The organism is Tenacibaculum litopenaei, from assembly GCF_964514025.1.
In the GTDB taxonomy this organism is placed as follows: Bacteria; Bacteroidota; Bacteroidia; order Flavobacteriales; family Flavobacteriaceae; genus Polaribacter; species Polaribacter litopenaei.
In genome coordinates this window covers 258,797-272,436 of sequence record NZ_CAZEQT010000002.1, presented here as the reverse complement: position 1 = coordinate 272,436, position 13,640 = coordinate 258,797, and the positions used below count along the sequence as shown (strand labels likewise).

17 protein-coding genes are annotated in these 13,640 nt (G+C 30.7%); all 17 read left to right on the top strand.

Annotated features, from left to right (window positions below; genetic code table 11):
• Positions 1-437 precede the first annotated feature (437 nt).
• A complete protein-coding gene (locus ACKTS5_RS04005) occupies positions 438-995 on the top strand; it encodes a hypothetical protein (RefSeq protein ID WP_408042551.1) in 558 nt (185 codons plus the stop codon).
• Positions 996-1,091: 96 nt separating this feature from the next.
• Positions 1,092-1,826 carry a hypothetical protein gene (locus ACKTS5_RS04000; RefSeq protein WP_408042550.1) on the top strand — a complete coding sequence of 245 codons (735 nt, stop codon included), beginning with the start codon at positions 1,092-1,094 and terminating at the stop codon, positions 1,824-1,826.
• A 109-nt stretch (positions 1,827-1,935) separates the two neighbouring features.
• A complete protein-coding gene (locus ACKTS5_RS03995) occupies positions 1,936-2,373 on the top strand; it encodes a DUF4279 domain-containing protein (RefSeq protein WP_408042549.1) in 438 nt (145 codons plus the stop codon).
• Positions 2,374-2,412: 39 nt separating this feature from the next.
• The gene (locus tag ACKTS5_RS03990) at positions 2,413-3,066 is read left to right on the top strand and encodes a HEAT repeat domain-containing protein (RefSeq protein ID WP_408042548.1); all 654 of its coding nucleotides are present in this window, start codon (positions 2,413-2,415) and stop codon (positions 3,064-3,066) included.
• A 164-nt stretch (positions 3,067-3,230) separates the two neighbouring features.
• The gene (locus tag ACKTS5_RS03985; protein WP_408042547.1) at positions 3,231-3,806 is read left to right on the top strand and encodes a hypothetical protein; all 576 of its coding nucleotides are present in this window, start codon (positions 3,231-3,233) and stop codon (positions 3,804-3,806) included.
• 226 nt (positions 3,807-4,032) lie between these two features.
• A complete protein-coding gene (locus ACKTS5_RS03980) occupies positions 4,033-4,440 on the top strand; it encodes a hypothetical protein (protein ID WP_408042546.1) in 408 nt (135 codons plus the stop codon).
• A 169-nt stretch (positions 4,441-4,609) separates the two neighbouring features.
• Entirely contained in the window at positions 4,610-5,437 is an 828-nt protein-coding gene (locus ACKTS5_RS03975; protein ID WP_408042545.1) for a hypothetical protein, read from the top strand.
• A 139-nt stretch (positions 5,438-5,576) separates the two neighbouring features.
• Entirely contained in the window at positions 5,577-6,398 is an 822-nt protein-coding gene (locus ACKTS5_RS03970; protein WP_408042544.1) for a hypothetical protein, read from the top strand.
• A 155-nt stretch (positions 6,399-6,553) separates the two neighbouring features.
• Entirely contained in the window at positions 6,554-7,588 is a 1,035-nt protein-coding gene (locus ACKTS5_RS03965; protein WP_408042543.1) for a hypothetical protein, read from the top strand.
• A 64-nt stretch (positions 7,589-7,652) separates the two neighbouring features.
• Complete coding sequence (locus ACKTS5_RS03960) at positions 7,653-8,288, top strand: hypothetical protein (protein ID WP_408042542.1); 636 nt, start codon at positions 7,653-7,655, stop codon at positions 8,286-8,288.
• Between the two features lie 150 nt (positions 8,289-8,438).
• On the top strand, positions 8,439-9,230 hold the full coding sequence (locus ACKTS5_RS03955) for a hypothetical protein (protein WP_408042541.1): 792 nt from the start codon (positions 8,439-8,441) through the stop codon (positions 9,228-9,230).
• A 167-nt stretch (positions 9,231-9,397) separates the two neighbouring features.
• Positions 9,398-9,691, top strand: a complete 294-nt coding sequence (locus ACKTS5_RS03950) for an FEKKY domain-containing protein (RefSeq protein WP_408042540.1) — start codon at positions 9,398-9,400, stop codon at positions 9,689-9,691.
• Positions 9,692-9,854: 163 nt separating this feature from the next.
• Positions 9,855-10,355, top strand: coding sequence for a hypothetical protein (locus tag ACKTS5_RS03945; RefSeq protein WP_408042539.1), 501 nt, complete (start codon positions 9,855-9,857; stop codon positions 10,353-10,355).
• Between the two features lie 147 nt (positions 10,356-10,502).
• Complete coding sequence (locus ACKTS5_RS03940; protein WP_408042538.1) at positions 10,503-11,291, top strand: hypothetical protein; 789 nt, start codon at positions 10,503-10,505, stop codon at positions 11,289-11,291.
• Between the two features lie 153 nt (positions 11,292-11,444).
• A complete protein-coding gene (locus ACKTS5_RS03935) occupies positions 11,445-12,065 on the top strand; it encodes a hypothetical protein (protein WP_408042537.1) in 621 nt (206 codons plus the stop codon).
• A gap of 173 nt (positions 12,066-12,238) precedes the next feature.
• Complete coding sequence (locus tag ACKTS5_RS03930; protein ID WP_408042536.1) at positions 12,239-12,859, top strand: hypothetical protein; 621 nt, start codon at positions 12,239-12,241, stop codon at positions 12,857-12,859.
• 167 nt (positions 12,860-13,026) lie between these two features.
• Positions 13,027-13,371: a hypothetical protein gene (locus ACKTS5_RS03925; protein ID WP_408042535.1), complete on the top strand. Its 345-nt coding sequence runs from the start codon at positions 13,027-13,029 to the stop codon at positions 13,369-13,371.
• The last annotated feature ends 269 nt before the right edge of the window (positions 13,372-13,640 follow it).

Here is a 13,640-nt window from a genome sequence, read left to right as displayed (position 1 = left end):
CCTGTAACACCATCGAAAATGTATTAAAACACAGCTTCGCTAAAACACTGACAAAAAACCAAATAAACGACATTCATAAATTTTAAAAGGAGGAGCATCAAACCTACTGACAACGATTGGGCACAGAAGATAAAAATGATCGTAGCGCTAGACGGCAAAAACCACAACGAATGCAGCTAAATCAATGCTAGATTACAATGCCAACACACCATTGCTAGTATACTGTATGTATTTTAACCTCAAATAAACAAATTGTATGCGATTGATAAGGATTAATAATAGATAAAAAGGATGTAATGGAATTCCATACGGGTTTAGCTAAAATGGAATTGAACTCATGGACAGAATGAAAAACTGAATTCGAAAAAATTGCAACAAAAATCCTCAGATTTGAAGTTATTAAATTATAGTAAGTTGAACTTAAACATGAAATTGAAATGCCAAAAATTGAATCGAGATATAAAGTAGCAAAATATAAAAATGGACTACCTCATTATGGTGAAGTGGTATTAAATTTTGAATTGACACAAACAAATAGACTTGAATTAATTGAAAATTACCAAGGAAGTGGATGGATTTGTCAAGGATATGAAGAAATTGTTCCTGATAAAGGCTATGATCAATGGAAAAAAGGAATTGAGAATGGAATTAGTTACGCTTACAATAAACTAAAAAATCATTGTGGACTGAAAGTAACAGTTATTCAAGCAACTGGCTTGATTACAGACACGAACCCGACCATTTTAGCTTTTGCCGCGTCGAGAGCTATTTTGGACAAACTAGAAAATACCGAGAGTATTGACGATTTAAGAGAATTAGAAGAGCTGATGTTTACTAGTTGGAATTATGATTTAGACGCCATTCCTAATTTTGAAGACAAATTAATAATCGGAAAAAAACGACCTACAACTAAGTATAAAAGCAATGGCGAAAATGAGACCAAATTAAAAGATAATGATACTAATGGACTTTGGTCAACACTAAAAAAAATGTGAAATTAAAAAAGCTGGTAAAAAGAATAAAATAATACGTGAGTGCAATACCAAGTATCCACTATTTTTATACGAAACCGTTACCGATAATTAGAATAAATGTTAAGAAAAAACGATTTTAAAGAAATTTTACAAGAAAAATTGAATATAGCATTGTTCGACAATAGTGATTTTAATGAACGAAAAGCTTTATCTTCAGTTGAGAATTTTTATACGGAATTTGGATTTAACATACCCCCAAAACACTTTATTTATGAAAATGCTAATGAAGTTATTCAAAAGTTCAACCATTGGTCTTCTAAAGAGTTTACAGCTGTTAACTCTTGGGATTGGCAATTCCCTATGACAAGTCCAGGGTTTTGGATGCTTTACATGATAGAAAGTAGATTTCACTTAGCACATAAAAGATCTTTAGGACCAAACAAATCAAACCTTCAAATACTCTTTGAAGGAACAAATGATGTATCTAAAGAACTTTTAAAAGAAATGTGGACTGAGTATAAAAAACTATTGGAACTACAGCCTTTATTTAATCTTTTGGATTCCGAAATCGATGAACTTTATGATGCTAGCCATATTGAAGATTATTTTGATTCTTTATTAGAGGAAACTAGTCAAGAATCTTCATCAGAAGTTTTTTTTATTGGAACAGACTTTAAACTAGTGTACGAAATCGCAGTATTTGAGTATTTAGTAAAATTTCATGACATTAAACGAAACTCTAATTATATTAATTGTCTCAACAGCATACTAAAACACTGTGGTCTAGTCATTTCTTTTAAAGAATGTTATATTATTTGCAAGAAAAGAAACTATCACCAACAACGTGTATAATGAATCACTTTGGTCGTTGTTAATTTGGGAAATTTCTTTGGGATTTTCTCTGACTCCTGAATGATTACTAAATTAGTTGCAAAACACTTAACTGACCATACACAAACAGATGCACGAGAAATTAACTTATAGCGGACATGAATGCAAGAACTACTTGTATTTCTCTTTTGATGCCGACTATTTTGACACCAAAAAAATAACGGATGAAATGAATATGGCTCCAAATTCTGTGATGATAAAAAATGAACCTATTCCAAAATCAACTGCTTGGAAGTATCAACTTGACGCAGGAAACGAAATTGATTTGGAAAAATATCTTCAAGAACTGATTGATATGTTAGAACCTAAAACGGAAATCATAAATAGGCTGAAAAATCAATTTGATTTAACAACAAGAATTCAGTTTGTAATCGACATTGATGTCAATCCAGAATCTTCAACACCATATTTCGGACTGAACAAAAAAGTGATTGACTTTTTGGCCAAAACTGGAACTGAAGTTGACTTTGACCTGTACAAAACGAACACAATCGGAACTTTACAATAAGTAAATGCATAGAAATTTTGACTGTCATAAAACAACTAAATGAATCTACCAAAAGAAAAAAAAGAGTTAAAAAAGGAATACTTCTCGTGGTTGAATAAAAACCAAGAAAACCGTAAACCTATTATTTCTAATGCGATAGACGCAATTTACAATATCTATTACAATCAATTTGACTCTACCGATCTACAGAATTTAAAAAAAGGATTAGAGCTTAATCATACAATTTGTTGGGGATTGGGTGAACATGTTAATAGGTTTGCTGAAAGTAATGAAATACTTATGAACCTTATTAAAGAATTATCTAAACATTCTTCTTCAAAAGTAAGATTAAATATCATAACAAATTGTCTTTATGATAAACCCAAAAAATTGATAGATAATTTATTGTTAGAAGCATTGAATGATAAGAGTAAAAAAGTAAGATTAAAAGCTTGTGATGTATTACTCAGATTAAACAAAGAGAAACTAGCCTACAAATTACTTGAACGAACAAAAATAGAAACAGATAAAGAGACTAAAAAAACATTAATTTGGACATATGAGCTACTAAGTAAAAAATGGAGTTATGATTCTGATCGGATTTTTGTAAGCGTTAACATGGAAAATGGTGAAATCCATGGGTTTATCCCTGAAAATAAGAATGATATTGAATGGATTGAGAAAAGAGTAAAAGAAATACGAAATGAAAATTAATAACACTGTGTAACAATGTATAACCGCAATTACGGCAGATTCAACTAGGTTCGAAGTCACTCGAAATTACTAACGCTAGTCAACAAAAGAAAATAACAACTAATTTAACCCGCAACTGACCTTATACTTTACCGTTAGTAGCAATACCAAAAAAAACAATTAAAATGAAAAAGCGACTTCTTTTATCAATACTTACATTTGGCTTATTAGCATGTAAAAATGATACACCTACAATGATTGACTTAACAAATCTAAAATCAGTTGACGGATTTGTTGATGTCCCTCTCTCCATTATTAATAGCAAAGAATCTGATGGATATATTGAATATAACACAAGTGCAACTGTAAATAATGATACTATTGGAGTGATTGTAAAATTGAAGAAAGGGATTCCTCCAGGTTTTGTTAATGGAGAACCTAAAAACATATTTCTTAAAGAAGGTATTATATTTATTTCTAAGGGAAAGGAAAGTGATAATTTGCTACGTTTTTTATCAGAAAAATATGCTCTTAAAAATAACAACCTTTCTCTCAAGGATTCTCAAATATTTACTTGTGCCAATCTAAATCAAGAAAAACCTAATTATAAAAGTGGAGAAAGTAGCTTTAAAATTTTCTTAGAAGGAGAAGAAGATTATGCTGCGTTATTTGTTAATTTCAATTTTACAAAAGAAATAATTTATCTGAATGAAAAAGATGAAGAATATCGTGAACCTCTAATAAAACTATTGAAAAAGTAAAGCTACCAACATTGGCTATAATTAATACGGTGTTTTAGTATTTAATTCAGAAGTTAATGTATTTTTATGAGGTCGTTAAATCATTTTGATTTGACTTATGAACAAAAAAAAAATTAACAGTAAACAAAATGCTTCGCCTTAGTGCTTTATCGGAAAGCTTCTGCTTCCCTATGCTACACGAATCATAACCGAAGCCGTTGCCTTAAGACACAACTCATAACTATTAATGAATATTATTTTAAAAATATGGATTTGGATTACATTCATTAGAAATAAGGAAACCTTACCAACGGAGTCTAGAATTGACAACCCAAAAATGGAATACGAAACAATGTCAGGAGCCTTTATTTGGGAAGATGAAGGATTATGGGATTGTCGGAATCATCATTTACAGGACGCCTTTAAGTACGTTCTTAACCATAGGATGAATTTAATTGTCGGACCTAATAATAATGTCGGAGTTATGCGTTCTAAAAAATTTGATGAATCGATTTTTAAAATGGCGAAAAAGTTCTTTCCAAACTGGATTGGATTTAATAATTCAAGATGTTCATATAATTCTGAGATTGCTGACAGGATACTTAGAATTAAAAAGGTTGAGAAATGGAGATTTAACAAATTGCTTAACGAATGAAAATAAAAGTACTAAAGCCAAACCATGTATAACCGCAATTACAACGGATTCCACTAGGTTCGAATCCACTCGGAATTGCTAACGCTAGTGATCAAAAGAAAGAAACAACTAATTTAACCCGCAACTGACGGTTATACGAGACCGTTAGCGGTAATTTGAACCAAAATTAATGAGAAAACAAATAACAGTTGATAAAGCTATAAAAAGAGGACATTTAGTGATTAATGTTCCAGTGTTCTTTTTAATGATGGGAACACCTTGTCTCGCAATGTATCTTTTTAGTGAAAAATTAATTCCCGACTGGGGAATAGCTGTTAGTTTTCTAATTGGATTTTTATTTGCTTGGTTATACTGGAGTTATGGAATTACTAAATGGCGGATTTGGGCGTTTGAAAATGTTAGAAATGTCCACGAATTGAAAAAGAAAGCAATTCAGCAAGGCCTAATTTGGAAAGATAAAAGTTGGTTTAATAAAACAGAAATAAAAACAAATTCTGACAAACAAAAATGGGCTGAATTGGAGAAAAAATTTGATAAAAAAGACATTTTCAAAGAAGACCGTTCTGTTTCAAGTCAATCTGTGATTTACTATTCAAAAATAAAAAACACGTATGAGTTTATTATTATGCTTTTATGTTTAGTAGGTGGAATTTATTTATTAATGAACTCTGACAGCTATATTATGGGAACATTACTAGCTTTAATTGGAGGTTATTTCGGATTTAAAGAATTAAAACAAGTTTTAGACACAAATCCACAAATAACCTTAGATAGTAATGGAATTAAAACCATTAATACTGAATTCAAAAGTTGGAATGAAATAAAGAATGAGGAAGTTGTAATGGAGGGTTCTGGAAAAAACAAAGAATTTTATCTTATCTATGACTATAAAAACGGATTTGAAAAATTGAAAATTGACGACTATAATATAAGCCCTAAAAAACTAGAAAATTTGCTCAGGACATACAGAATTAGAAATAATAAAAACTACCGCTAACAATGTATAAACGCAATTACAACGGATTCGACTACGTTCGAATCCACTCGGAATTGCTGACCTCTATGCTAAAACGAAAAACAAAAACTTTAAACCCGTAACTGACGGTTATACGAGACCGTTAGGGCACATTTGAATTATGAAAAAGCTAATTACATTTCTTTTATTAATTTCTATTTCTAAAATTTACTCTCAATCAATTGGAAGTTATTTGTCAAACTTTTACAAATATGACAAGAACTCTAATTTTATCGAAATAAAAGAGGAAACTAAATTTTATAATAAAAATGGTGTAAAAAGAGAAATTGAATATAAAACATTCAATAAATATATGGATCTCATTAGTTTAAAAAGGTTTAATAGTGAGAACAAACTGATCTGGCTGAATATCTATAAATATGATAGTTTACGAAGAAGAATCAGATTAGACAATAAACATTGGATTAATGTAATTGGCTATCAAAAAAAACATACAACATATGAATATGATTCCATTGGAAATTGTCTAGAAATTCAATTTAACTCAAATAATAAAATATTGAACATTACAAAATATGAGTTTGACACCAATCGCAATTTAGTACAATTAGCAAACTATAATGGAAGTGGGAATTTAATTGGTTACGAAAAAGCAAAGTATTATGTAGATGAAAATACAGTAGAAATATCGCAATTCAATAACAAAGGAAAATTAATAATAACACAATCTCACTCTATTGATTATTCAAAAGATTTTAAACATAAGACTCAATATGAATACAATGAATATGGAGATTTAATCTTTTGGGAGAGAAGGCTGAATGAAAACGATAATGTTTGTTATACAATTGAATATAAGTATGACAAAAGAAAAAATTGGATTTCAAAAAAAAAATTTAGTCAAATTAAAACCAAGAATGGAAAATTAAAAAAGAAAAAGATAAAAATGATTAAAACAAGAGAAATAAAATATGGAATATAAACGTATCCTAACACCGTATATAATTAATTGCGGCTGAATTTCCTCATCGGAAATTCAATCTTATTAATTATCTTTCCGCAACATCGGAAAATTACTCGCGTCCTTTTCACGCAAAAAATCATACACAAAACCGTTGTAACACATTAGACGAAACATTGTTTAAAGAAGAGAAAATAGCAAAAACACTTCTGGGAGAGGTTAAGCAATATTTTGGTGATTCTGAGATTAAGCCAGTGATAGATCTGGAAGGAGCTGGTGTCCATTGGTATTGCAATTTAAAACTTGAAAACCACAAGGTTTCAATTTATAGTTGTGACATCTCATATCATCCTGATGAGAAAGGAAGAACTGAAGAATTTATAGTTACCTATTTTGCTAATGACCAAGAAATTTCCTGCGGCAGAACCAGCAATAGAAAAGAATTAATTGAGTCGACAAAAGAATGGCTAGGCAATAAATCCAAGGAACATTTATATAAGTTTGATTTTGTTGATCTTAATCTTAGAAAATTTCAAAAATTAGAGAGAGAATGGATAAATGAGTTTCCAGATTTAGCTAATACTAGAAAAGTCTTGGAAAACCAGGGAAGTGGGATAGTCAGATACGAAATATCAACCGATAGTAGATCCTGTTGGTCTACTGGTGTTGGCAACCATGGTGAAGTATATTTTGGATTCACTTGGGATGGGTGTACCTTGTTTGAAACAGAAACCAAAAGAAACGAGACAGCGGAAGTTCTTAAGAGATATTTAATTGACCAAGAGGCTCCATCCTCTTTAAACAAAGAGTTTTCATGGGTTCCGGTAAATGATTTAACTAAAAGCTACGAGAAAGGAGAAGGTATAAAAGGAGAATTTATAGAGAGTTGGAAATCTATCAAACGATTCTACTCTGGCTTTCCAGAGCATAGCCTTCCTAACAAGAATAAAATAATTGAGCTGATTAATGCTCTAGTAAATCAAGGATTTGACAAAACTATTCGTGCCGGTCAATCTTTAACCACATTAATGCTTTCGAAATCAAGAAGACATGGATTATCTGAGCATCAGCCATTTTTAGCTTTTGAGTTCAGAAGTGAGAGAGTCCATATACATACTGAAAAAGGAGAAATAGACCAGTTAGACAATATTAAAATCAACGAAAAGATATTGAACCTGATAAAAGAACTGGAAAAAGAACCTATAAATTAAAACGTGTTACAACAACACCTAAACTGAATTAAAACGCAGCTTAGCCAAAACGTTGCCATTAATTATGAAAAACAAACTTCTGATAATACTATTTGGACTTTTATTCTGTATTCCAAATCTCAATGCTCAAAATGACAATTTAGAACCAGTTGAAAGTATATTTGATGATTATAATTTTCAATTTGAATACTATTCTCTCGTGAGAAAAGTGTTAATGAATGGAATGTCTGATTATCCTGAAGTTCGATTTTTGATAATCCCTTCCTTTTCTGTAGAAGAAGTCGTAGCAATAGAAAAGGAAAAACAAAAGTATTTTATAGTGCATCATAAAATGACAAAAAGTATATGGTACACAGAAAAAAATAAGGAAATTATAAAAGTTAATAAGAAGAAAGTTGAAATATCAGAATCTGATATGAAACTATATAAGGAGCTTTTTAAAAAAGCAATAGCTCATCGAAAGTATCCAGACAAAGAATTAATGGGACCTGACGGAGTTAATTACTATTTTTCAGTAGCGGATAGACCATTAAAAACAGGAACGGTATGGTCACCAAAATCTGGAAGCAAAATGGACAGACTTAAAAAAATTGGATATTCACTTATTAGTTTAGCAAATGATACTAATGAAGGAGAAACAGTAGAATTAAAAACTGAATTAATTGAACGAATTAAAAAGCTAACAACAGATATAAAATAACTAATGGCAACAAAGTGTATAATTAATTGCGGCGGAATTTCCTCAACGGAAATTCACTCGAATTAATTACTTTAGTGCTACGGCGGAAAAATCTTGCTGATTTTCCCGCAACTAATCATACACAAGAACGTTGGCAGTAATTAAAACGAAGTGCAAAACGACAAACTATTTTACGGAAAATTATTTTTGATTTCTGTTGTTTTACTACTTGTAAACGACTTTTACTTAAAATACGAATATCATAATTACCTAACTGGAAAACTATCTGATTTCGTTGGACTTTTTGCCTTCCCTTATTTTGTTAGTCTATTATTTAAAAACAAAGTCAAAACTGTTTACATTCTGACTGGAATTTTGTTCATTTTTTGGAAAAGCAGTTATTCTCAATTTACCATTGACTTTATAAACAATATCGGAATCGGAATAAATCGTGTAGTAGATTATTCCGATTTAATTGCTCTTTTAGTTTTACCACTTTCTTATCGTTATAGAATTAAAAATAAAAGTGGAATTAAAAAAATAAACTTCCTGCCAAAAGAGTTTATAATTGGAATTTGCTCGTTTGCATTTATAGCAACTACTCTACCAAAAGAAAGAGGAGAAATAAATTTAAAATCGACTTACGAAACAGAATTTGAAATAAAAAAAGACTCTCTATTAAGAAAGATGTTTAAATATTATCAAAGTGATAATGACCCAAAATATGAGGCAGTAATCGAATTGCCAGAAAAGAGAACGAGAATAGTTTTATCTACCATAATTTCAGAAACCGAAAATGGCAAAACAAAAGTTCAACTTGACAGTATATTATTTTTTGTTACCGAAGCACGAGGCTTTTTTGGAGTTCAGAAAAAAAACGTTGATTATGTTAAGGAATTGGAACTAAAAGATTTTGAGCAATTATTTATAGAACAAATAACAAACAAACTGAATAAAAAATAACTATTGCCAACAATGAACAATGGGGCTCTGATTATCTGCTAACTTAGTGGAGACGCAACGAAACCATACCCAAAACCGTTCTACGCAATTTGAAAAAATGAAACGGAAAAATAAAAGTCGGCTTCGGAATTTTATTCATAGTAGTATTACTGTGGCAATTCGGATTCTTGACTAGATATAACTACTTAACGGCTAAAATTGATTCTTGGCGAGATAAACCTAGAATTGCTCAAGTTGGAATACCTGATTTTAATTATGGAGTTCCAATTATTTCTCTAAATGAAAAATATGGATTTCACCAATCAAATACTGGATGTATTGTGACTAGAGCTCAGTTACGTGGAATCGAATCTTATCATACTGAAATTGAAAAATATCTGAATAAGCGAAACGGAAAAGATTGGAGAAAAAAATATCAAACTGAATTAGATTACTTGATTAAAAATAAATTGACTGAATGAAAAACCAGCGTACAACAAGGCGCATAGTTAATTGCGGCTGAATTTCCTTGGCGGAAATTCAATCTTATTAATTATCTTTCAGCAATATCAGAAAATGACTCGCGTCTTTTTCCCACAAAAAATCATACACAAAACCGTTGTGCAAACATTTAGAACAAGATTAATGAATAAAATAATACTTTCAATTTTAACTTTATTAGGAATAAACATAGGAGGAAAAGCTCAAACAATGGAAAAATTAGATATTGGTTTAAAAAAAACTATAGAATTGACCTCTAAAAAATTTGAAAGAAAAAATCACGCATTTTTAATAAATGTTGCTAAAGACAATGTTGTCATTATTCAATTAATTCACGGAATGTTAATTCCAATGAGTTTAGGAAAACCTATAAACGAAATTGAAAATTCTGATAGAGCCTTTAACTTTTCACTCAATTTACCTTTCGATGAATCTGAAAAAAACAAATTAGAGAAATTTAAAAGCCTTGATATTTTTAAGAAATTTAAATATTATGATGCTAATGGAATACCTTGTTACTCGATAAATTTTGGAACAAACCAACAAGAAGCTAAAGAAGTTACATTAGAAATTCTTCAAAAAGTTTATAATCACAAATTAAGTGAAACTTTTGAATTTGAAATTTACAACCAAGGAAAATTCTAAAAAACGTTTGCCAACAAAGTATAAAATTCATAACAGCAGATTTTCCTAAACGGAAAATCATGCTTTTTTATTATTTTTGAGTAACTACGGAAAGTACTCGCGTACTTTGCCGTTACAAATCTTATACGTGAACCGTTGCCCACAATTATGAAGAACATCTTTGCAATAATTATTTCACTTCTGATTGGATATCCTGTTTTTGGACAGAATACACCAATATCATTTGTGAATAATGAAAGAGCAAAGGATACAATTGGAGACTTTGTGTTAGATTGGGATGAAAGAATAAGCGAAATTACTCTAACATCAAAAACGGAATTTGAATTTCGGAGTTTTCCATCAAGGTCAAGTTGCTTAACTTGGAGAGAATATTATGGAACTTGGGAAAGGAAAAATGATACTCTTGTGTTTTCCGACCAATATGAACTAATCGAAAATGATACTCGACTCAAGTTTGTAAATAAGCCCAGTAACAATTACTACACATTGAATTTTAAAACCGATAAAAGCTCTGATTTAAGAAATAAAGAGATTGTCATTGAATTGGTTTATGATTATGATTCTGGACTCAAGAGCAAAAAGCTGGATTTGGAACTGAATGACGAAAATTTCTTAATAATTCCATTCAATAAAATTCCTGACCGAAATCAATTAGCCTCTTTCTGTTATGAATATTTACTAACAGATGGCGACAAAAGGTATGGTTATATTACAAAAAGTAATACTGTCAATGTTAAAGAAAATGAACTGCCAAATTTCGCAGAAATAACAATAATCGAAGTTCCTAAAAAGGAAATAGTTTACCGTACCACAAAAGCGATTGTAAAAGCAGACAAATTAAAAATTGTTTCGACAGAAAAAACGACATCGAATTTAACTGATTATAATCAAAACCTGGCTTTTAAGGAAGACTATGCTATTGAGAATAATAAATAACTATGGGCAACAACGGCTATAGTTCATTGCGGCTGAAATTCCTAATCGGAATTTCAAGCCTTTTTGCTAAATTTATGGTTACAGCGGAATGATACTCGCGTACCATTCCGTAACGAAACCATAGCCCAACCGTTACAAAACAGTTGAAAACCGATGAAACAAATTTTGATTTTAATATTAACAATTTCAATTCTATCAAGTTGCGACCGAAAAAAGTCGGACAAAACCCAACCAGAATTTATGCCCAAAACGGAATTAAAAGCAGAAACAAAATCTGAACCAATAAAAGAAGCGGAAAATATCTGGTCAAAAAAGAAAAAGGATACAATTAATAATTATTGGGCTTTAATTCTTGACACTATTTCTAGTAAAAAAGAATTTAAAATATCTGACTTAAAACACACTCTTGAATTAAAAACTTATAGTTTAAACGATAGTTCTATTGTTAGAAATTTATCTCAAAACGGAGAAAAACTCTATTTAGACCATTCTCACAAAATGGTAACTGATTTTAAACTTTTGACCGACTCAATTGTGGATAAAAAACAAATCGACAGAACTGACTTTGAAAAATCACTGATTCCTGAATTTTATACAGAATGCAATCTTTTCTCAACCGAAATTGACAGCATTGTAGGAAATAATATTTATCTGACTTCCGACTTGGCTGTTCCTGATACGGACAATCAATGGAGAGTTTGGTATTTGATTAAAATAAATAATAACCGACTTGGAAAATTGGAAATAAAAGAAACTGATTATGTCGGATTATAAAAACCGTTTGGTAACAATGTATAACCGCAATTACGGCGGATTCGACTACGTCCGAATCCACTCGGAATTGCTAAACACGGTGCTTAACCGAAAACCCTAACTTAAAAACAGTAACTGACGGTTATACGAGACCGTAAGCAATTTGATCCAACAAAATCGAACCAAATCAAATAATGAGCGAAAATAGATTTATTGAAAAGTTCCAACATAAAACTGACTCGGAATTAGAATATATTTTAGAGAACAAAAAAAGTTACAATGAACAAGCTGTCGCAGCTTCTATTCATATTCTGAAAGAAAGAAACGGAAATACACCTGAATTGGAATCTGTTGAAAGCGAAATCAAAATAGAAAAAGAGAAAAAAGAAATTACTCGTGAAAAAACTATCGAGGAACACAAAAAGAAAAACAATATAACTGACGTCCCAAATGCACCTGAACTTCATTCAAAAAAAGTAATTATGGTGTTTTCTGGGTTATTTTCGACGATTTTCGGAGCTGTATTACTAATGTATAATATGAAGCAAACCGAAAATCAAACTGGAAGAATCCAAGTTTTGATTTTTGGAATTTTATATACGATTATTACCCTTGTCGTTGTGAACTCATTAAAAATTGGAGGCAACATTGCTTTGATTTTTAATATTGCAGGTGGTGGGATTTTGACAGAATATTTCTGGAATAAATTTATCGGAAAAGAACTTCAGCACAGAAAAAGAAGTTGGATAAAACCAGCTATTATTTCCGTTTTAATAACCATTCCTTTGATTTTAGCAGCGATATATGGACAATAAAAAACTGCTTACAACAATGTATAACCACAATTACGGCGGATTCGACTACTTCCGAATCCACTCGGAATTGCTAACGCTAGTGATCAAAAGAAAGAAACAACTAATTTAACCCGTAACTGACGGTTATACGAGACCGTTGTAAATAATGCCCAAACCGACCGCAGAAAATGAACTTAGACGAGTTAACAAGTAATATTCAGAAAATTTCAAAAGACGATTCAATTCAAAAATTACTTAACAATTTAGAGAGCTGGAAAACTGATGAAGGGAATGTGTTTGAATTAAGGGAGAATATTGAACGATTTCTTGGAAACACCTGGTTTGAAAAGCAAACTGACTTCGATAAAATTTATGGAATTTGGTCTGAATTTAAATACTCTGCAATTGACGGAATTGGTGGAATGACAATGAACGAGAGATTATATTGGTTTGGAGCTCTTGACTTGTTCGACAACACAAAAAACGAATCAGAACGAAAAAGAATATATGAAAAATTAATGGCTGCAAAATGAAAGAAGAAATTAAACTGACTTTAGCGGCAGAACCATTCGCCAAATGTTATGGTATTCTGATTCTTGAAAATGGAGATTATATGATTGAAGTTGACCAATCAAAAATTCCAACTGACTTTCTTTCTCGACTGGAAAAATGGTACGAAGAATATTATCCTTATGTAACAATGAGTTTAAAAGAACTTAAATCTCATCGAGAACATACAGAGAAATTGGACAATATCGGAATTGAATTGCTGAATGAAATACATAAAAACGAAATATTTAGA